This is a genomic window from Collimonas sp. OK607 (assembly GCF_900111995.1).
Lineage (GTDB): Bacteria > Pseudomonadota > Gammaproteobacteria > Burkholderiales > Burkholderiaceae_D > Collimonas.
Window position 1 is genome coordinate 325,154 of record NZ_FOKF01000002.1, and the last position, 21,052, is coordinate 346,205.

Genomic DNA, 21,052 nt, shown 5'->3' on the forward strand with positions numbered 1-21,052 from the left:
GCTTGTATGGCGCTATATTAGATGAAAAGAATGCCGACATAGTAGAAATCAATTGATGTCTGGCATGAATCATTTTCAACCCATTTTCAACCCAAACGATCAGCGGAGTTGGACCAGCAGTTCCTGTGCTGCCTGTTTACCGCTGCGTACCGCCGACTCCAGCGTCGCCGGATAGTCGCTGGCGGTGTAGTCGCCGGCCAGCATCAGCTTGTCCAGTCCGCTATCGTTGGCTGGCCGAACCAGTCCCGGGGTGCAGGCGAAGGTGGCGCGCTTTTCTGAAATGACCTTAGTCCAGGAAGGCGCTGCCAGTTGTGGCTGCTTGAAGGTTGCGGCCAGTTGTGCAGCGACGGCTTTTGCCAATTCTTCGTGGCCAGCTTGTATCGCTGCGGACGAGGCGCTGATGACTACCGCCAGCAAGCCAGCCTGAGTCGGATCGAGCTGGCCGCGATCGAACACGAACTGGCCCCAGGCCGCTGTGTCGTCAACATTTTTGCCAGCATTTTCCGGGTCGTCCAGCAAAGCGAAGAAAGGCCGCGGCAGGCGCGTGTCGCTGGCATATTGCAGATAGCAGGTGGTAATCGGTTCGTACTCAAAACTGCGTAAAGTGGCAAGAAGTGCGGCATCGGCACTGCCATCCAGCAGCGTGGCCGCGGTTTCAGGCGGTGTGGCGATCACGACGGCATCGAAATCCAGGTTGGCGTCGTTGCCCTGCAATTGCCATTGTTCGCCGTTGCGGCGCAATTGCCTGATGCTGCAGCCGGACTCGACATTACCGCCGCGTTCCTCGATAAATGCTGCGGCCCGTTGCGGAAACAGGCTGCTCAGGTCCAGCCGCGGCAGCAACATGTCCGATGCGCGTCTGCGGGCGCCGAGGCTATCGCGCAGCACTGCCAGGAAAACTTGCGCCGAGGCGTGCTCCGGCCTGGTATTCAGTGCCGCGATGCACAGCGGCCGCCACATCAGCCGGATCAAACGGTCGGTCTGGTCGAAGCGTTCCAGCAGCGTGCTGACGCTGCAATCGTCGTGCAACTGCCAGCCCATCCAGCGCGCCGCGGAAGAAAATCGCGCAAGCGCCAGTTTGTCCTGACGCTCCAGGCCCTGTGCGCGCCAGAGCGCAAACAGCAGATGCAAAGGCGCCGGCAGACGCGGTGCGGTAAAGGTCATGCCGCCGCTATCGGCGGGGTAACACATTTGCAGGGGCAGGCGCAGCATGGCGCTGGCCGGATCTATGCCGACCTTGCGCATCATTTGCAGGGTTTGGTTATACGCGCCAAGCAGGATGTGCTGGCCGTTGTCCAGCGCGATCTCATTGATGTCGACCCGCCGCGCACGGCCGCCGAGTTGTCGGCTCGCTTCAAACAGGGTTACCTGATGACCAGCCTGCGTCAGCTCGACGGCGGCAGTGCAACCGGCCCAGCCGCCGCCGATGACGGCGATGTGTTGTGCTTCTGCGGCCATTTTCAGAGCGAAGAAAAGGGTAGTGACAGCATGCTGTTATTAACCACGCACATACGTTTTCCATGCCAGCCACAATTTGCGGATCGGTGTGAGCGAGATGCGTTGATTCAATACATGGAAACCGTCGCGCTCGATCTCGTTCAGCAAGGCCCGATAGATGGCGGCCATCATCAAGCCGGGTCGCTGTGCGCGCCGGTCTTGCTTGGGCAGCAAGGCAAATGCATCGTCGTAGGCTTGCTGCGCACGCGCTACCTGGAAACGCATCAGGTTGACAAAATTCTCGCTATAGCGTGCGTTCAGGATGTCGGCAGCGGTAACGCCGAACTGCTGCAATTCATTGACCGGCAGGTAGATACGGCCTTTGCGGCCATCCTCGCCGACGTCGCGGATGATATTGGTCAGCTGGAATGCGAGGCCGAGTTTTTCGGCAAACTGCAGCGTCTGCGGCTGGCTCACGCCAAAGATGCTGGCCGACAGGATGCCGACCACGCCGGCCACATGCCAGCAATATTGCTTCAAGCCCGGATAGTCCAGATAACGGGTCTGGTTCAGATCCATCTCCATGCCATCGATGATGGCTTGCAGGTGTTTGCCGTCCAATCCGTAGGTTTGCAGATGCGGTTGCAAAGCCTGGGTCACCGGATGGGATGGATTGCCGGCCAGCATGGCTGTGATTTCTTTACGCCACCACATCAATTTGGTGCGCGCCACGCTCTCGTCGGTGCAGTCGTCGACCATATCGTCGACCTCGCGGCAGAAGGCGTACAGCGCCGTGATGGCGCGTCGCCGCTCCGCCGGCAGGAACAGGAAGCTGTAATAAAAACTGGATCCGCTCTGAGCGGCCTTTTGCTGGCAGTAATCGTCTGGGGACATGGATATGGAGAACGGCTTAAAAACAATTTGCCCGAAGTATACGTAAGAACACGGATTGTTTGCTGATTTTTAGTATTTTCATCGATACAGACTGTGATCCAGGAGAGCGAGCCCCTTTATCTCATGCGCAAGGCACGCCAGAGCAGCAGGAACCAGTCGCCTTTGCTCAGTTTCGGACGGTGGCGGAACATGTCGTAGTCAACCGTTTCCAGCATCTCAAGGATGCGCAAGCCGCCCTGTATCACCAGCCGCAATTCCCAGCCGATCCGGCCAGGCAGCCTCAGCGCCAGTGCCTGAGCACCGGTCATCATGCTGCGCGCGCGTTGCACCTCGAACTGCATCAGGCGGCGCCAGGCGTGATCCACCGTACCGCTGGCCAGTTGTGTCTGCGACACGCCGAACCGTTGCAGGTCTTCCAGCGGCAGATAGATCCGCGCCTTTTGCCAATCGATCGCGACGTCTTGCCAAAAATTAATCAATTGCAATGCCGAACAGATGGCGTCCGAATCGCTCAGGTTCTGTTCGGTGGCCGCGCCATACAGATGCAACATCAGGGTGCCGACCGGATTGGCGGAGCGCCGGCAGTAATCGAGCAAATCGGTGAACTGGCTGTAGCGGGTAGTGACCACGTCCTGCTTGAAGGCGGACAGCAAGTCACGGAACGGCGCCAGCGGCAGCCGGTATTCAATAATCACTTGTTCCAGGGTTTGAAACAACGGGCTTTCCGCGGCTTGCTTATGTTCTATCCTGTCTAAAGCCGCTTCATAGGCGTGCAGTTCGCGCAGGCGCTGGTCGGCGCTGGCATTGCCTTCGTCGGCGATATCGTCTGCGCTACGGGCAAATGCGTAGATGGCTTTGACTGCAGGACGCAAACGGGCTGGCAGGAGCAGGGAAGCAACGGGAAAATTTTCGTAATGATTGATAGACATTAAGGCATTAGTTAAGAAACTTTGGGACGGCAAGAAGATGGTAAAAAGACAGAAAAAAACGGAAATATTTTTATCAAAAGAACAATTTTTCTATCTTGTTGTCAGATGCAAAAAAAGCTTTGGGCAAACTTGATCCGGCGCAATTATAATAACTGACTTGAGAGTTATTAACTTGCGATCTGTAGCAACATTACTGCCCAGAATAGTAAAGGAAAAACCGTGTTGACCCAGATAAATCCGCGTCCGGTTGCAGCGATCCCATCGCTCATGCGCGCTCCAGGCTTGTTGCTTATTTGTACATTGCTGCTGGGAGCTTGTTCCAAGCACGTCGAAAAGGTTGAAGATATCCGCCCGGTGCGGGTGGTGGTGCTGAATCCGGCCAATGCCGACGTCACCTCAGAGTTTCCGGGCACCGTGCAAGCCCGTTATGAATCGCAACTCGGATTCCGGGTGGCGGGCAAGATTATTGCTCGCCAGGTCGACGTCGGTACTATCGTCAAACGCGGCCAGGTACTGATGCGGGTGGATCCGAAAGATCTGCAGCTGGCGCAAGCACAGTCTGTGGCTGCGGTTACCTCGGCTACCAGCAATCGCGATACGGCCAGGGCCGACTTGAAGCGTTACCAGGAACTGCGCGACAAGAATTTCGTCAGCCAGGCCGCATTGGATGCGAAAGAGTCGCAGTTCAAGGCCGCACAAGCCACTTACGATCAGGCTGAGGCTGCATTAAAGACGCAATCGAACCAGACCGCTTACGCCACTCTGGAGTCGGACGTGGACGGCGTGGTCACTGCCATCAATGCCGAGGCGGGGCAGGTCGTTGCGGCAGGCACGCCGGTGGTTAGCGTGGCGCGTCAGGGAGCGAAGGAAGTGGTGGTGGGCGCTCCCGAAAACCTGGTCGACAAATTGCGCGGCAGCCACGATGTGCAAGTGCGTCTGTGGGCCGATCCCAAGCAAGTAATTCAAGGCACGGTACGCGAGGTGTCGCCGATTGCCGATCCGGCAACCCGCACTTACGCTATCAAGATTGCGATCCCCGACGATACGCCTAACGTGAAGCTGGGAATGACGGCTTATGCCAGCTTCATCAGTAAGACCAGCGACGATGCGATCAAGGTTCCGTTGACGGCGCTTTTGCGGGTGCAGGACCATAGCGCGGTATGGGTGGTCGATGGTGGCGCGGTGCGCCAGGTGGTGGTGCAAGTCACCGGACAGCACGGCAACGAGGTGTGGATTCAAGGCGCGCTGCGTGCTGGCCAGCAGGTGGTTACCGCCGGCGTCAACCAACTGAAGCCGGGACAAAAAGTCACTATTCTGAATGCGCCGGAAGGTAGTCTGCCTGCGCCTAAGAGCGTGTCGAATCAGCCATTGGCGTCGAATGAGGCATCAGTTTCCACTCCAGCGGGCGGAGCGGCCCGATGAGCGATGGCAAAAAGACCGGATTCAATCTGTCGCGCTGGGCGCTGGAACACATACCGCTGACACGTTACCTGATGGTAGTGCTGGTGATCGGCGGCATCCTCAGTTATGGCCGCCTGGGGCAGGATGAAGATCCGCCGTTTACCTTTCGCGCGATGGTGGTGTCGGCTCAGTGGCCCGGCGCCACCGCCTTGCAAATGGCCGACCAGGTGACTGACAAACTGGAAAAGAAGCTGCAGGAAACGCCGCACGTCGATACCATCCGCAGTTATTCCAAACCGGGCGAAACGCTGATCATCCTGCAGTTGCAGGAATCGGCCACACCCAAGGAAACGGTCGATGCCTGGTATCAGGTGCGCAAGAAGATCAACGACATCAAGCTGACCCTGCCGCAAGGTGTGCTGGGGCCGTTCTTCAATGATGAATTCGGTGAAACCTACGGCTCGATTTTTGCGGTCTCGGGCGATGGTTTCAACTATGCCGACGTCAAGGACTATGCCGATTTCGTCCGTCAGCAATTGCTGACCTTGCCTTCGGTTGCCAAGGTGGATTTGTTCGGCGTCCAGGATGAAAAAATATTCATCGAATTTTCGCAGAAAAAATTCTCGCAGCTGGGGATTACCGTACAAGACATCGTCAACCAGCTGAGCGCGCAAAATGCCTTGCAGTCGACCGGCATGCTGGCGACGGCCACCGATAATCTGCAGATCCGCGTAAGCGGCGCGCTGGCATCTCCCAAGGATCTGGAAAACCTGCAATTGCGGGCCAATAACACGACCTTCAGGCTGGGCGATTTTGCCGTAGTCAAGCGCGAGTACCAGGATCCGCCGCAGACCAAGATGCGCTTCAATGGCAAGGAAGTGATCGGACTCGGCGTGTCGATGGAGAAGGGCGGCGATATTATTCAGCTCGGCAAGGATATGGAAATCATCACGGCCCAGATCAAGGCCAAGCTGCCGGTCGGTATCGATCTGGAGCGGGTCACGAACCAGCCGAAGATCGTTGCCGAATCCGTCAACGAATTCTTGAAGACCCTGATGGAAGCAGTCTTGATCGTGCTGGCAGTGAGTTTCCTGTCGCTCGGTTTTCATACCAAACCGTTCCGCATCGACGTGCGGCCCGGGCTGGTGGTGGCTTTGACGATTCCTTTGGTGCTGGCGATCACTTTCCTGTTCATGAGTATCTTCAGCATCGATTTGCACAAGATTTCGCTGGGAGCGCTGATCATTGCGCTGGGTTTGCTGGTCGACGACGCCATCATCGCGGTGGAAATGATGGTGCGCAAGATGGAGGAGGGTTTGTCGCGCCTGGAAGCTGCAACCTTTGCCTATACCTCGACCGCCATGCCAATGCTGACCGGAACGTTGATCACCGCGGCCGGTTTCCTGCCTATCGGGCTGGCCAAATCGGCGGCGGGTGAATATACCTTTTCCATGTTCTCGGTGAATGCACTGGCCTTGCTGATCTCGTGGCTGGTGGCGGTGCTGTTTACGCCATATATCGGCTATCTGCTGTTGAAAGTGAAGCCGGCAGCCGGCGCCGACGGGCATCACGAGTTGTTCAATACACCGTTCTATACACGTGTCAGGAATGCCGTTAACTGGTGTGTCGAATGGCGCAAGACCACCATCGCCTTGACGTTGATGATCTTCGCATTGGGTGTGTTCGGTTTCAAGTTTATCGAAGAACAATTTTTCCCCGATTCCAGCCGGCCCGAACTGATGATCGAACTGTGGTTGCCGGAAGGTTCGTCTTTCGCCGCAACCGAAGCCCAGGCCAGGAAGTTCGAAGCATTCATTCATGCCGCGCCTGAACTGGAAAGCATGACCACCTATGTCGGCAGCGGCAGTCCGCGCTTTTATCTGCCGCTGGACCAGATCCTGCCGCAAACCAATGTGGCGCAAGTGGTGTTGTTGACCAAGAACCTGGCGGCGCGTGATGCCCTGCGCCTGAGAATTACCGAGGCGTTCAAACACGGCTTCCCGGAAGTAAGAGGCCGCGTCAAATTGCTGCCTAGCGGCCCGCCGGTGCCGTATGCGGTGCAATTCCGCGTCAGCGGCACCGACGCCGCCAAGGTCAGGACGATCGCCGACCAGGTCAAGAACGTCATGAACGGCAATCCGAATATCATCGGCCTGAATGACAACTGGAACGAGTCGGTCAAGGTACTGCGGGTCGACCTGGACCAGGACAAGCTGCGCGCCCTCGGCATCGGCTCGCAAACCGTGATGCAGACCGTGAACACCTTGTTGACCGGCACCACCATCGGCCAATATCGCGAGCATGATCGTTTGATCGACATCGTGGTGCGGCAACCGCTGGATGAGCGGGCCACCATCGACGCCTTGAACCAGGCCAACGTGCCGACAGCCAGTGGCAAGTCGGTGCCGCTGGCGCAAATTGCTACCGTCAAGCTGGTGTGGGAGCCGGGTGTCGTATGGCGCGAATGGCGCAATTGGGCCATCACGGTGCAAGCCGATGTGATCGATGGCGTGCAAGGGCCGACCGTCACCGACCAGATCAATCCGCAGCTCGACAAGATACGGGCGCAATTGCCGCCAGGGTACGTGATCGACGTCGCTGGCGCCGCCCATGACAGCGGCAAGGCACAGGCTTCGATTGCCGCCAATGTGCCGTTGGTCATCTTCATTATCTTCACCTTGCTGATGCTGCAATTGCATAGCTTTTCACGATCCTTGCTGGTGTTCCTGACAGGGCCGCTGGGCATCGCCGGTGCAGCGGCGGCGTTGTTATTGTTGCAGCGGCCGTTCGGGTTTGTCGCCCAGTTGGGAGTGATTGCACTGTTCGGCATGATCATCCGCAACTCGGTGATCCTGATCGACCAGATCGAACACGATATCGCCAATGGCGTAGCGCCATGGGATGCGATTGTCGAATCGGCGGTGCGTCGTTGCCGGCCAATCATGCTGACTGCGGCAGCGGCGGTGCTGGCCATGATTCCCTTGTCGCGCTCAGTGTTCTGGGGGCCGATGGCGGTGGCGATCATGGGCGGCCTGATTGTTGCAACTGGCTTGACCCTGCTGTTTTTGCCGGCTTTGTATGCGGCCTGGTTCAGGGTTAAGAAACCGCAGTAAACATCGCGTGTTGGCAGCAGCAATTCAATAGTAAAGCTCAATCGTAGAGTGCAATTATAGAGTGACCCAGAAGACCGCCACCTCCGGAGGTCTTTGCATTTTCACGCCTCGACGATGCGATCTCATCTTTAAAAAATACAGGCAATATCGACAATCGATTGTTATTGTTTGTGTAATTGTTTTTATTGCATCATGATGCTTCTTGTGCAATAGTCGATCTTGCCCGAGCCGTAGACGCTGAGAAAAATGCGCTCCGTATTCGGTAAATATAAAAATTAATGGAGACTGCAATGACAAGCGACTTCACTTCCGAGAATGCAGGCGAAACATCTGCAAATTCACCACAGCGCAGGAAATTTCTAGCCGGCGGCGGCCTGGCAATGTTGGGAGGTTCTTCGCTGGGAGGCCTGCTTGTGAGTACCAGTGTCGTTATCAGGGTGTCCTGCTATCAACGTGCCGGTTGGTTTTGGTGTGCAAGGTTTGCCGATGGGCGTTCAAATCATAGGCAAGCGTGGCGCCGATCTCGCTGTATTGCAGTTGGCCTATGCATATGAACAAGCCACGCAATGGGTGCAACGCCGGCCTCCGGCATTGTTAACAGCCTGAGCAGAAAACTGCGCCGGCAATTTATCCCTGCGGCCCAGACGGAACCATCATTCCCAGCTCTACCTGCGCACCTGCGGTGAAGGGCAATGAATATATAAGCAGACGTTGCAAGAATGGAGGCAGCATCATGATTATCTATGGCGTAGCGATACTCGCTATTTGCACTTTAATCGGTCAGTTTGCAGGGAATATTCTTGGCGTGGTGTTGGGCGTGCAGGCTAACGTCGGTGGAGTCGGTTTTGCGATGATATTGCTGTTGGTGGCAACCGATTATCTGCAGCGCGCAAAAAAAATGCCTGCAATGTCAACGCAGGGAATTACTTTTTGGACCGCAATGTATATCCCTGTGGTGGTGGCGATGGCAGCGCAGCAAAATGTGGTTGCTGCCTTGAAAGGAGGGCCTGCGGCGATATTGGCCGGTGTGCTGGCCGTGGCGGTGAGTTTTGTGCTGATTCCTGTAGTTGATCGTATCGGTAAAGCCAGGTTTATCGCGGCCGAACATCTTGCCGACAAAAATGAACAGGAGTCGACATGAACGAGGTGTTGACCGATTTGCTGGTTAAAAATGGCTTGTTGACTGCTTTTGCCGTGATCGGGCTGACAATGTGGGTTTCTTATTTTTTATCTGCGCGATTAACCCGCGGTCAATTACACGGTTCGGCACTGGCGATCATCATAGGTCTGTTGTTGGCCTATATGGGCGGTGTCGCTACCGGCGGCAAGCAAGGTCTTGTCGATCTCAAATTATTTAGCGGGATCGGCTTGATGGGCGGCGCCATGATGCGTGATTTTGCGATTGTCTCGACCGCTTACGGCGCCACGCTGAGCGATATGCGGCGCTGCGGCCTGAGTGGCCTCATTTCACTCCTGGTCGGGGTATTCATGTCCTTTATCGTCGGCGCGGGAGTGGCTTACGCATTCGGTTACACCGATGCCGTCAGCATGACTACTATCGGCGCCGGCGCGGTAACTTATATTGTCGGCCCGGTCACAGGCGCTGCAATTGGCGCAAGTTCTGAAGTCATTGTGCTCAGCATCGCGGCTGGCTTGGTCAAATCTGTATTGGTGATGGTTGTTACGCCTTTTGTAAGCAAGTACATCGGCCTGGACAATCCACGCACAGCCATGATTTTCGGCGGCATGATGGGGACCACCAGCGGTGTTTGCGGTGCGTTGGCTGCGGTCGATCCCAAGCTGGTGCCTTATGGTGCGATGACATCGACTTTTTATACGGGATTAGGTTGTCTGCTTGGCCCTTCGCTGCTGTTTTTTGCTACCAAGGCATTGATGGCGCAATAAACTGAATAACGGGGGGTAAGTGAGTCGAAAATTGCTCTAGCCTATCGCCATATCGGACAGCTTGCAGTAGAATAGCGGGCTGTCCAATCTTGCTGAGCAGGATTGCGCTGTATTTGATGGAAATGCGACCGTGGCGAAATTGGTAGACGCAACAGGTTTAGGTCCTGTCGAGAGCAATCTTGTGGAGGTTCGAGTCCTCTCGGTCGCACCAGCTCTGCCAGTGTTATTGATTATTGGCGGCTAGCTGACAATGGAAGAACCCTCTGATGAGGGTTTTTTTACGCCTGCAATTTTCCCTTTGAGTATTCGCTCGAATTTTCATTCGAATATCCCCTGCAATGGCCGGCGGCAAATGGATTCTCCGGCATACAATCAATGGTAATTTCTTTCCTGGAATAAATATGCGTACAAAATCCTTGGTGTTGATCGTATCGCTTGGTTTGGGTTTGGGGCTGGCAGCAATTACGATGGGCTCGGTACAGGCGGCTTCGGAGCAGGTGGGTGAGGTGAGTACCGCATTTCGCTGGGTCGGGCGCAATGACCGGGTAGTGGTCGAGGCTTATGACGATCCCAAGGTGCAAGGGATTACCTGCTATGTGTCGCGGGCGCGTACCGGCGGCGTCAAGGGCACGGTGGGATTGGCTGAGGACCGGACTGAGGCGTCGATAGCCTGTCGCCAGGTCGCCGCCACGGTGCAGTTCAGCGCCAAGCTGCCGCTGCAGGAAGATGTATTTACCGAGCGCATGTCGGTGCTGTTCAAGCGCCTGCATATTGTACGGCTGGTTGATCCCAAGCGTAATACACTTGTGTATCTGACCTATTCGGATAAATTGGTCGATGGCAGCCCGCAAAACAGTGTCACGGCGGTGCCGGTGCCGGCCAGTAATCCGATTCCGCTCAAATGAGCGGGCTTGATATTGCGTTATTTATAGCGTTATTGCAGTAGCGGAGTGACGCGTTTTGGCGCAACGGACTGTTTTACGTATAGAATATCGGACTTTAGCGCGGCTGGGTTGGGGTTGAAATGACATCATTTCATCGCTTTACTCCGCATTTACCTTAGCCGCACCACGGAATTTTTAATTTTTGGACGATCCACATGGCAACTGCAGTCGAAACTCTGGATAAACTTGAACGCCGCCTTACCCTCACTATCGCTCTGAGCGAAGTGCAAACCGAAGTCGAAAAGCGCCTGAAAGTTCGCGCCCGCACAGCAAAAGCGCCTGGCTTCCGCCCAGGTAAAGTGCCGATGAAGATGGTCGCTGCACAATACGGCTATCAGGTCGAAACCGAAGTGCTGAACGACAAGGTCGGCAATGCTTTCAACACCGCTGCCAACGAAAACAACCTGCGCGTTGCCGGTTACCCGAAGATCGAGCCAAAGAATAGCGAAGGCGTAGCCGAAGGCACGCTGGCATTCGACGCTACTTTCGAAATCTATCCTGAAGTCAAGATCGGTGATCTGACCGGCGTTGAAGTCGAAAAGACCAAGGCTGAAGTCAGCGACGCTGAAATCGATAAAACCATCGATATCCTGCGCAAGCAACGCGTGCACTACCACGTCAAGGGCGAGCAAGGCGCGCACGGCGATGGCGGCAGCGACCTGACAGCCAAGAACGGCGACCGCGTGACTGTCGACTTCGTCGGCAAGATCGACGGCGTTGAATTCCAAGGCGGCAAAGCTGACGATTACGCTTACGTACTGGGCGAAGGCCGCATGTTGCCTGAGTTCGAGAACGCGACTATCGGTTTGAAAGTCGGCGAAGCCAAGACTTTCGAACTGGCTTTCCCTGCGGATTACCACGGCAAGGATGTAGCCGGCAAGACTGCAGAATTCACCATCACGCTGAAGAAGCTGGAATGGGCACACCTGCCGGAAGTTGATGCCGAGTTTGCAAAAACCCTGGGCGTCGAAGACGGCGACCTGGCAAAAATGCGCGCTGACATCAAGCTGAACCTGGAGCGCGAAGTCGGTTCCCGCGTCAAGGCGAAGAACAAAGACAGCGTCATGGATGCACTGATCAAGGTCAGCGACCTGGACGTGCCGAAAGCACTGGTCGAGCAAGACATCGAGCGTCTGGTTGAAATGACACGCCAGGATATGGCGCAGCGTGGCATGAAGGTCAATGACATGCCGTTCCCGCCAGAGCTGTTCACAGCCCAGGCTGAGCGTCGCGTTCGCCTGGGTCTGATCCTGGCCGAAGTGGTCAAGGAAAACAAACTGCAGGCAACTCCTGAGCAAGTTAAGGCTCAAGTTGAAGATTTCGCCCAAAGCTACGAAGACCCGCAACAAGTCCTGAAATATTATTTTAGCGATCGCCGCCGCCTGGCAGAGGTCGAAGCCCTTGTTTTGGAAGAAAACGTCGTCAACTACGTGTTGGGCAAATCGAAAGTGACCGAAAAAGCGGTCGCGTTCGATGAATTGATGAGCAACAACGGGCAACAGGCTTAATCGAGCCGCAGCTTAGCTGTACTTCGGCTGAGTTCCAGGTTCAGACGTAATGTCTGGACCTGTTCGGTGGATTGATTAAGTTTTGAGCGCTCTCCATAAGGAAAAATATGACAGGCTTTAATCGTAATTCGGCACTGGATACTGACATGCTTGGCATGGTGCCTATCGTGATTGAGCAGAGTGGCCGCGGCGAGCGATCCTATGATATTTATTCGCGTTTGCTGCGTGAGCGCGTGATTTTCCTGGTGGGTCCGGTCAACGACCAGACCGCCAACCTGATCGTGGCGCAATTGCTGTTCCTGGAAAGTGAAAATCCTGACAAGGATATTTCCTTGTACATCAATTCTCCTGGCGGTTCGGTATCTGCCGGCATGGCGATTTTCGATACCATGCAGTTCATCAAGCCGGATGTTTCGACTTTGTGTACCGGTATGGCAGCTTCGATGGGTGCATTCCTGTTGGCGGCCGGCGCCAAGGGCAAGCGTTTTTCGCTGCCTAACTCGCGCATCATGATTCACCAGCCGTTGGGCGGCGCTCAGGGGCAGGCTTCGGATATCGAAATCCAGGCACGCGAAATCCTGTATTTGCGCGAGCGCCTGAACGGTATCCTGGCTGACAAGACCGGCAGGACCATTGAGCAGATCAGCAAGGATACAGATCGGGATAATTTCATGTCTGCAGATGCAGCTGTGGAATATGGCCTGATTGATAAAGTCCTGGCGACACGCGCTTGATTGCTAAGTAATTGATGGAATGCTAGGCGCCCGGCCCCAAAGGTACGGGCGTTTTGCTTTTCAAAAAACGCCCGGGCGTGACGGATTCGGATTTCGCGGGTAATATAAAATCGTTACTGCGATTCCATACCGGATTTCAATACTGGATATCCGTGCAACAAATCAATGCTGCGGCCCACCCTCTAAAGTTTTAATTAAAGTCTGCCTTTTATGTCTGATAAAAAATCTTCCAGCGGCGAAAAACTGCTTTATTGTTCCTTCTGCGGCAAAAGCCAGCATGAAGTGAAAAAACTCATCGCCGGGCCGTCGGTATTCATTTGTGATGAATGTATCGATCTCTGTAATGACATCATTACCGATGAAGCCTCGAACGTCGAGACGCTGGATGGTCAAAAATCGGAACTGCCGATCCCGCAAGAGATTTGCGAGCTGCTCGACCAATACGTGATCGGCCAGGAGCCTGCCAAGCGGATTTTGTCGGTGGCGGTGTACAACCACTACAAGCGCCTCAAGCATCTCGGTAAGAAGGACGACATCGAACTGGCAAAAAGCAATATTTTGCTGGTCGGCCCAACCGGCTCCGGTAAAACCTTGCTGGCGCAGACTTTGGCGCGCATGTTGAACGTGCCGTTCGTGATCGCTGACGCTACTACCTTGACCGAAGCCGGTTATGTCGGTGAAGACGTTGAAAACATCATTCAGAAATTGCTGCAAAATTGCAATTATGAAGTCGAGAAGGCGCAACGAGGCATCGTCTATATCGATGAAATCGACAAGATTTCCCGTAAGTCCGATAACCCGTCGATTACCCGCGATGTGTCGGGTGAGGGCGTGCAGCAGGCTTTGCTGAAGCTGATCGAAGGCACCATGGCTTCGGTGCCGCCACAAGGCGGACGCAAGCATCCTAACCAGGATTTCGTGCAAATCGACACTACCAATATCCTGTTCATTTGCGGCGGCGCTTTTGATGGCCTGGCCAAGATTATTTCCGAACGTTCGGAAAAGAGTGGAATCGGTTTTTCGGCAAATGTGAAAAGCCAGAGCCAGCGCACCTCCAGCGAAGTGTTGCTGGACGCAGAGCCAGAGGATTTGACGCGTTTCGGCTTGATTCCAGAGTTGGTCGGCCGTTTGCCGGTGATTGCAACGCTGGCCGAGTTGAATGAAGAAGCGCTGATCGAGATCCTGATCGCGCCGAAGAACGCGCTGGTCAAGCAATACTCGAAATTGCTGCAAATGGAAGGCGCTGAGCTGGAAATCCGGCCTGCCGCGCTTCAAGCCATCGCCAAACGTGCGTTGGCGCGTAAAACCGGCGCCCGTGGCTTGCGTTCGATCCTGGAGCATGTATTGCTCGACGTAATGTACGACTTGCCAAGTCAGCAAAATGTCGCCAAGGTCGTGGTTGATGAAAATACTGTCAACAACGGCGCTAAACCATTGTTGATTTACCATGATCAACCGAAGGTGTCGGGCGCGAAATAAGATAGCCCCGTGGGCAAAAAAACTTGCCCATCCTACAGTCATGGTTTGAACTTGTAGGGCGGGCGCCAGTGCCCACGCCGTGCCACGGATCCTTGCCGGCAAGGCCAATCCCGCTAAATTTGTAAAACCATGTAAAAGGCAGGGGTTTAAGCAGGTTTTTGACCTAAAAGTAGTACAATTTACCAAAATATACGATTTGGCTTCAATCGCAAAGCCACCCGAAGTTAACTTCGCGTGTGGCTTTTTTATTGGCCATCGCAAATGTATCGCAAGCGCATTACCAATAGAAGTGGTGATTTATTGTTGAAACCGGGGCTTGTGTTTCGGCCACTCGTGCCAACATCATTAATAAGTTTTTTTGATAGGGCTCACCATGACGACTTCTACATTTACTGAACAAACTCAGTTACCTCTCTTGCCTTTACGGGATGTCGTGGTATTCCCGCATATGGTGATTCCACTGTTCGTCGGCCGCCCGAAATCGATCAAGGCTCTTGAAGCCGCGATGGAGCAAGGCAAGAGCATCATGCTCGCGGCCCAGAAAGCCGCAGCCAAGGACGAACCGTCGCCGGACGATATTTATGAAATCGGCTGCGTTGCCAACATCTTGCAAATGTTGAAATTGCCTGATGGCACGGTCAAAGTGCTGGTGGAGGGGGCGCAACGTGCCCGCATTCATCACATCAGCGAACTCGACACGCACTTTGTGGCCGATCTGACGCCGGTAGAATCCGAGTTGGGCGATGAGGCTGAGGTGGAAGCGATGCGTCGCGCCATCGTTCAGCAATTCGACCAGTACGTCAAACTGAACAAGAAAATCCCGCCAGAGATCCTGACTTCGCTGTCCGGTATCGATGATGCCGGCCGCCTGGCCGATACCATTGCTGCGCACTTGCCGTTGAAGCTTGAGCAAAAACAGGTAATCCTGGAAATTTTCAATATCGCCAAGCGTTACGAGCACCTGCTGGGTCAGCTCGAAGGCGAGCTGGATATCCTGCAAGTTGAAAAACGCATCCGCGGCCGCGTCAAACGCCAGATGGAAAAATCGCAGCGCGAATACTATCTGAACGAGCAGGTCAAGGCGATCCAGAAGGAATTGGGCGAAGGCGAAGAAGGCGCGGATCTGGAAGAGCTGGAAAAGAAGATCCTGTCCGCCAAGATGCCTAAGGAAGCGCTGGAAAAGGCGCAAAGCGAACTGAAGAAGCTGAAACTGATGTCGCCGATGTCAGCCGAAGCGACGGTGGTGCGCAACTACATCGATACGCTGGTCGCTTTGCCGTGGAAGAAAAAATCCAAGGTCAACAATGAACTGGGTAATGCGGAAAAAGTCCTGGAAGGCGATCACTACGGCCTTGATAAGGTTAAAGAACGCATCCTGGAATATCTTGCCGTGCAACAGCGCGTCGACAAACTGAAAGCGCCGATCCTGTGTTTCGTGGGTCCTCCAGGCGTGGGTAAAACCTCGCTGGGTCAATCGATCGCTCGTGCCACCAACCGTAAATTCGTGCGGATGGCCTTGGGTGGCGTGCGCGATGAAGCTGAGATCCGCGGTCATCGCCGTACCTACATCGGCTCCATGCCAGGCAAGATTTTGCAAAGCCTGTCCAAGGTCGGGGTGCGCAATCCGCTGTTCCTGCTGGATGAGATCGACAAGCTCGGCATGGATTTCCGTGGTGATCCGTCGTCGGCCTTGCTGGAAGTGCTTGATCCTGAGCAAAACCATACGTTCTCGGACCATTACATCGAAGTCGATTTCGATTTGTCGGATGTGATGTTCGTGGCGACTTCGAACTCCTTCAACATTCCACCAGCGTTGCTGGACCGGATGGAAGTGATTCGTTTGTCCGGCTACACCGAAGATGAGAAGACCAATATCGCGCTGCGTTACCTGCTGCCTAAACAAATCAAGAACAATGGTTTGAAGGTCGAGGAAATCAGCCTTGCCGAAGGTGCGATCCGCGACATCATCCGTTACTACACGCGTGAAGCCGGGGTGCGTTCGCTTGAGCGGGAAATCTCGAAAATCTGCCGCAAGGTGGTGAAGCTGCTGCTGTTGAAGAAGCAAGAGAAGAAAGTGGCGGTCACTTCCAAGAACATCGATAAATTCCTCGGTGTGCGGCGCTTCGACTACGGTGTGGCCGAGAAGGAAAATCAAATCGGCCAGGTGGTCGGCTTGGCATGGACTGAGGTGGGTGGCGAATTGCTGACCATCGAAGCCGTCAAGATGCCGGGTAAGGGTGCGATCATTCGTACCGGTACCTTGGGCGATGTGATGAAGGAATCGATCGAGGCAGCGCGCACTGTCATGCGTAGCCGCGCCGCGAAGTTGGGCATAAAAGGAGAGGCGTTCGAAAAGAGCGATATCCATATCCACGTGCCCGAAGGCGCAACACCGAAAGACGGTCCGTCGGCCGGTGTCGGAATGACTACCGCCCTGGTCTCGATCTTTACCGGGATTCCGGTGCGTGCCGATGTCGCCATGACTGGCGAAATCACTTTGCGCGGCGAAGTCTTGCCTATCGGCGGCTTGAAAGAGAAGCTGTTGGCGGCACATCGCGGCGGCATCAAGACGGTATTGATTCCAGAGCAGAATGTGAAGGACCTGGCCGAGATTCCGGACAACGTCAAGAACAAGCTGGAAATCGTACCGGTGCGCTGGATCGACAAGGTACTGGAGGTCGCTCTGGAGCGTCAGCCGGTGCCGCTGACCGAAGAGGAAGCCATACTGGATGCGACGGTCGCCAAGAGTAGCGAGAAGTCGGATCCCAGTGTAGTCAAGCATTAAGACGAAACTAAGCTGCCAGGCGACTGGAATAAGCTGTTGAATTCACAGGCTTAATTTTCGTTCTTTAAAAAAGCGCTCGCAAGAGCGCTTTTTTTTTGCATACATGTATGCGTTTAATGTTGAAAATATCAAGTTTGTAAAATCAAGTTAATCCACGGCCATATCGCCCGCAAACCGCTTGACACAAGGCTTTGCGGCTTGTTTAATACGTCCTTGCAGATTTTTTCCGTACTCCGTCTGCGATGATTTTCTGAAAAAATGCTGGAATATCCATCATCATCCACCATCTCGAATTTCAATCCATGTGAGGGGACTTAAGTGAATAAAACCGAACTAATCGATCACATCGCCAAGTCGGCAGATATCTCCAAGGCCGCGTCGGCACGCGCATTGGACGCCGTAGTCGCCGCGGTTAAAGCCACTCTGAAGAAGAGCGGCTCCGTGACGCTGGTTGGTTTTGGCACGTTCTCGGTAAGCAAACGTGCAGCGCGTACCGGTCGTAATCCACGTACCGGAGAGGCAATTAAAATCAAGGCAGCGAAAGTTCCTAAATTTAAGCCTGGCAAAGCGTTGAAAGATGCTGTAAACTAGCGTCTTTTGGCGTGGTGACAAACGCCAAATGTTTGACTGGCTAATCTGTCGTGTTTTATTTCAGGTGGTTTTGTATTGATCCTGATAAATCCGGCAAACGAGGGTGCTTAGCTCAGTTGGTAGAGCGGCGCCCTTACAAGGCGTAGGTCGGGAGTTCGAGCCTCTCAGCACCCACCAACAACAGTCAGGCAGAAAAAACGAATTTTAAATGGGTTCATGAAACCGTAGGTTTTGTGAGAACAGCTTAGATTTGTGAGTAGTTTTAGGAGTGGTAGTTCAGCTGGTTAGAATACCGGCCTGTCACGCCGGGGGTCGCGGGTTCGAGTCCCGTCCACTCCGCCAAAATACAAAAAAGGCGAACGAAAGTTCGCCTTTTTTCTTATGTCCATCTGGTTTGTATTGCAGCCTTACTTGATCTCGATTGGCCGACCATGTTTGAATTTGTCCGTACCCACCAGCGCTTGATGCAATTCCTGTTGCTGTTGTTGATCATCCCTTCTTTTGCTCTAGTCGGGCTGCAAAGCTATAGCAGCTTTGGCGATGGCGCCAACACGGTGGCGAAGGTCGCCGGCCAGCCGATCACTCAGCAGGAACTGGACAACGCCCTGCGCCAGCAAATGGATAGCATGCGCCAGGCGTTCGGCGAGCGTTTCGACCCGAAGATGCTTGAGACGCCGGAAGCCAAGCAAGGCGTACTGGATAATCTGATCTCACAACGTGTGTTGGCCGCAACTGTCAACAGTGAACACCTGTCCGTCTCCGATCAAAGCCTGCAACAAGCTATTCTGAGCGTGCCTGCATTGCAGGGCGCGGATGGCAAGTTCGATAACGAACGATACAAGTCTTTGCTGGCCGCACAAGGCATGGCGCCGACCATGTACGAGGCCCGTTTGCGTCAGGACATGGCTATGCAGCAATTGAATGGCGCGGTGCAAGCTACGGCATTTACACCTAAAACCGTTGCCATGCGTTTGTCTGATATCAACGATCAGGAACGTGATGTGCAGGAATTGCTGTTCAAGACTGCCGACTATGCCGCGCAGGTGAAAGTCACTGACGCCATGCTGCAGGACTATTACACCAGGAACGCCAAGGAATTCGAGATTCCAGAACAAATCAAGGCCGACTATGTACTGCTCGACAGTGCCGCAATTGCCGCGCAAGTGACGGTCAGCGATGCCGACATCAAATCCTATTACGATCAGAACCAGAGCCGTTACACAACGCCGGAAGAGCGCCGCGCCAGCCATATCCTGGTTTCGGTAAAGAAGGATGCACCGGCTACCGAGCAGGCTGCGGCTAAAGCCAAGGCTGAGGCTTTGCTGGCAGAAGTGCGCAAGAATCCGGCTGAATTTGCCAAAGTAGCCAAGGCTAATTCGCAAGATACTGCCTCCGCTGAAATGGGCGGCGACCTCGGTTATTTCGGCAGCGGCATGATGGTCAAGCCGTTCGACGATGCTGCCAGCAAGCTGAAGCAAGGCGAGATCAGCGATCTGGTGCAGTCCGATTTCGGTTATCACATTATCGAACTGACCGGCATCAAGGCCGCCCAGCTCAAGCCGCTGGATGAAGTCAAGGCCGAAATCGGCGCTGAAATCAAGAAACAACTGGCTGCGCGCAAATTCACTGAAATGGCTGAAACCTTCAGCAACACAGTGTATGAGCAAGGTGATAGCCTGAAGGCGGTCGCTGACAAGCTGCATCTGCAAATTCAGTCGGCAGCGAATCTGGGCCGCCAGCCTAATCCAGCCGTTGCTGCTACCGCTCCATACAACAACCAAAAATTCCTGACAGCGCTGTATTCGGACGAGTCGCTGAAGAACAAGCACAATACTGAAGCAGTCGAAGTTGCGCCGAATACGTTTATCGCCGGCCATGTAGTTGAATACAAGCCGGTCACGAAACGTTCGTTTGAAGAAGTCCAGGCGATCATTCGCGACAAGGTTACCCGCACCGAAGAAACTGCACTGGCCAAGAAGGCCGGCGAAGAAAAGCTGGCAGCTTTGAAAGCGCAAGACAACGCCAGTGGTTTCGGTGCAACGCAAACTGTATCGCGCGCCAAGAACCAAGGTATCGATCCGTTGGCATTCGAGGCAGTGATGAAGGCCAATACCACTAAATTGCCAGCCTATGTCGGCGTGACATTGCCGCAGCAAGGCTACGCGGTATATCGCATTGCCAAGGTTGGCCAGCCGGCAACCCAGGATCAGGCGCGCCGGATCGCTGAGCAGCAGCAAATTACTGGCGTCCTGGCGCAACAGGAAATGCTGGCTTACGTCGACGTGTTGAAAGAGAAGGCCAAGGTCAAAATCTTGAAGCCGGTGGTAGCTACGCCGGTTGACGGCGGAGATAAGCAAAACTGATTTGGCTAAAGCGATTTGATTAAGCCGGATTTAAAAAAGCCCATCCAACGCAAGTTGAATGGGCTTTTTCTATGTTTATGTGTAATAGCTCAGACTTGACCGGACATTTGTTGTGTGAATCTTCGTCGGGAAACGCCCCATAGCCGCCGGTCGAAAAAAAACAAAAAAACAGACATTCTGGGTCCAAATACGAGGGGTTAGGCCGAACGTTTGGCAAAAGGCAGCCTAAATGCCTGTGGCGAAAGAAATGCGAGAACGGCGGCAATGATAAATAATGCGGAAACGTCGCCGTATAGGTGATGAACGTGCGTCGGGTTCTGCACTGACTGGACCGCCATCACCGCACCATGCACGATGCTTGACCAAATGGCAAAGGAGACCAAGCCCAGATGCTGATTCGGATTACGGGAGGCAATGAGCAAGAATACACCCAGAGTCGCGTAAATGGCGATGATCATCTCGAGATATTCAGACCGTCCGCTGGACCAGGCCCACCCCGATGGCCAAAAGACCGTAAGTGGGTAGAAGCCAAAAGTAGCAATAACACCGACGATGCGGAGCGCGAGCTTGAGGTGCTTAAGGCGCTTGATTTCATTCATAAGACCCTCTTTCTTTGGCGCTGCTGCTCGAGAACTGAGGCCTGGGCAATGTCCGCTGTTGGCCCAGAGTGTGTAAAAACGTAAAAATTCGTTGGCACAACCAATAACGTGTTCAACGACCGCCATCAAAGTCACCAGAGCGCTTTATTCTGACGAGTTTTTCCGGTTGCGGCACAAAATATTTTTTGAATGGCGGTCTAAAAGTCGCCGCAATGCGCTCCAAATCGTATTCATTTTCACAGCAAAAAGAGCCCTTCAGGCCCGCATCTCTCGCATTAATCGGTCGACGCCCAATATCTTCATTACGCGCTTCAAATTGTACGCAAGTACATGCAGACTCATCTCTGTTTTGACCCGTTTCAAAGTCTTC

At 54.2% G+C, this 21,052-nt stretch carries 16 protein-coding genes, 3 tRNA genes and 1 pseudogene; 15 read left to right on the forward strand and 5 right to left on the reverse strand.

The window, feature by feature from the left end; translation table 11 throughout:
- Positions 1 to 99: 99 nt before the first annotated feature.
- The 3 genes from hpnE to hpnC all read right to left on the reverse strand — a co-directional run bounded on the left by hpnE (position 100) and on the right by hpnC (position 3,260).
- Positions 100 to 1,458: a hydroxysqualene dehydroxylase HpnE gene (gene hpnE, locus BM029_RS03180; RefSeq protein ID WP_092432547.1), complete on the reverse strand. Its 1,359-nt coding sequence runs from the start codon at positions 1,456 to 1,458 to the stop codon at positions 100 to 102.
- A 39-nt stretch (positions 1,459 to 1,497) separates the two neighbouring features.
- Positions 1,498 to 2,331, reverse strand: coding sequence for a presqualene diphosphate synthase HpnD (gene hpnD, locus BM029_RS03185; RefSeq protein ID WP_092432549.1), 834 nt, complete (start codon positions 2,329 to 2,331; stop codon positions 1,498 to 1,500).
- A gap of 116 nt (positions 2,332 to 2,447) precedes the next feature.
- Positions 2,448 to 3,260 (reverse strand): squalene synthase HpnC, encoded by an 813-nt coding sequence (hpnC, locus tag BM029_RS03190; RefSeq protein ID WP_092432551.1) that lies wholly within the window; start codon positions 3,258 to 3,260, stop codon positions 2,448 to 2,450.
- 219 nt (positions 3,261 to 3,479) lie between these two features.
- On the opposite strand from hpnC, the gene BM029_RS03195 reads away from it, so the two are divergent.
- From BM029_RS03195 to BM029_RS03265, 15 genes and pseudogenes are all read left to right on the forward strand, one after another.
- Positions 3,480 to 4,682, forward strand: a complete 1,203-nt coding sequence (locus BM029_RS03195; protein ID WP_092432552.1) for an efflux RND transporter periplasmic adaptor subunit — start codon at positions 3,480 to 3,482, stop codon at positions 4,680 to 4,682.
- The gene (locus BM029_RS03200; RefSeq protein WP_092432553.1) at positions 4,679 to 7,774 is read left to right on the forward strand and encodes an efflux RND transporter permease subunit; all 3,096 of its coding nucleotides are present in this window, start codon (positions 4,679 to 4,681) and stop codon (positions 7,772 to 7,774) included. Before BM029_RS03195 ends, BM029_RS03200 begins: the two co-directional genes overlap by 4 nt.
- Before the next feature lie 417 nt (positions 7,775 to 8,191).
- Positions 8,192 to 8,380 (forward strand): annotated as a pseudogene (locus BM029_RS03205) (amidase family protein); the annotation flags it as partial.
- 127 nt (positions 8,381 to 8,507) lie between these two features.
- Positions 8,508 to 8,915 carry a malonate transporter subunit MadL gene (gene madL / locus BM029_RS03210; RefSeq protein ID WP_092432555.1) on the forward strand — a complete coding sequence of 136 codons (408 nt, stop codon included), beginning with the start codon at positions 8,508 to 8,510 and terminating at the stop codon, positions 8,913 to 8,915.
- Positions 8,912 to 9,679: a malonate transporter subunit MadM gene (gene madM / locus BM029_RS03215; RefSeq protein ID WP_092432557.1), complete on the forward strand. Its 768-nt coding sequence runs from the start codon at positions 8,912 to 8,914 to the stop codon at positions 9,677 to 9,679. Before madL ends, madM begins: the two co-directional genes overlap by 4 nt.
- 124 nt (positions 9,680 to 9,803) lie before the next feature.
- Positions 9,804 to 9,890 (forward strand) — tRNA-Leu (locus tag BM029_RS03220).
- Positions 9,891 to 10,080: 190 nt separating this feature from the next.
- Positions 10,081 to 10,584 (forward strand): CreA family protein, encoded by a 504-nt coding sequence (locus BM029_RS03225; protein WP_092432620.1) that lies wholly within the window; start codon positions 10,081 to 10,083, stop codon positions 10,582 to 10,584.
- Positions 10,585 to 10,778: 194 nt separating this feature from the next.
- Entirely contained in the window at positions 10,779 to 12,131 is a 1,353-nt protein-coding gene (tig, locus tag BM029_RS03230; RefSeq protein WP_092432559.1) for a trigger factor, read from the forward strand.
- Between the two features lie 107 nt (positions 12,132 to 12,238).
- The gene (clpP, locus tag BM029_RS03235) at positions 12,239 to 12,865 is read left to right on the forward strand and encodes an ATP-dependent Clp endopeptidase proteolytic subunit ClpP (protein ID WP_092412075.1); all 627 of its coding nucleotides are present in this window, start codon (positions 12,239 to 12,241) and stop codon (positions 12,863 to 12,865) included.
- A gap of 210 nt (positions 12,866 to 13,075) precedes the next feature.
- Entirely contained in the window at positions 13,076 to 14,344 is a 1,269-nt protein-coding gene (clpX, locus tag BM029_RS03240) for an ATP-dependent Clp protease ATP-binding subunit ClpX (RefSeq protein WP_092351637.1), read from the forward strand.
- A gap of 373 nt (positions 14,345 to 14,717) precedes the next feature.
- Positions 14,718 to 17,129, forward strand: a complete 2,412-nt coding sequence (lon, locus tag BM029_RS03245) for an endopeptidase La (RefSeq protein WP_092432560.1) — start codon at positions 14,718 to 14,720, stop codon at positions 17,127 to 17,129.
- A 318-nt stretch (positions 17,130 to 17,447) separates the two neighbouring features.
- Complete coding sequence (locus BM029_RS03250; RefSeq protein WP_092432562.1) at positions 17,448 to 17,720, forward strand: HU family DNA-binding protein; 273 nt, start codon at positions 17,448 to 17,450, stop codon at positions 17,718 to 17,720.
- A gap of 101 nt (positions 17,721 to 17,821) precedes the next feature.
- Positions 17,822 to 17,897 (forward strand) — tRNA-Val (locus BM029_RS03255).
- Between the two features lie 88 nt (positions 17,898 to 17,985).
- Positions 17,986 to 18,062, forward strand: a tRNA-Asp gene (locus tag BM029_RS03260).
- 89 nt (positions 18,063 to 18,151) lie between these two features.
- Entirely contained in the window at positions 18,152 to 20,083 is a 1,932-nt protein-coding gene (locus BM029_RS03265) for a SurA N-terminal domain-containing protein (protein WP_092432564.1), read from the forward strand.
- Positions 20,084 to 20,280: 197 nt separating this feature from the next.
- Here BM029_RS03265 and BM029_RS03270 read toward each other — a convergent pair whose 3' ends face one another.
- Both BM029_RS03270 and BM029_RS25830 read right to left on the reverse strand, forming a co-directional pair.
- Positions 20,281 to 20,808 carry a DUF6632 domain-containing protein gene (locus BM029_RS03270; RefSeq protein WP_371329076.1) on the reverse strand — a complete coding sequence of 176 codons (528 nt, stop codon included), beginning with the start codon at positions 20,806 to 20,808 and terminating at the stop codon, positions 20,281 to 20,283.
- On the reverse strand, positions 20,795 to 21,052 hold a 258-nt coding region (locus BM029_RS25830), incomplete at its 5' end, for a hypothetical protein (RefSeq protein WP_170850951.1). The genes BM029_RS25830 and BM029_RS03270, both read right to left, overlap by 14 nt.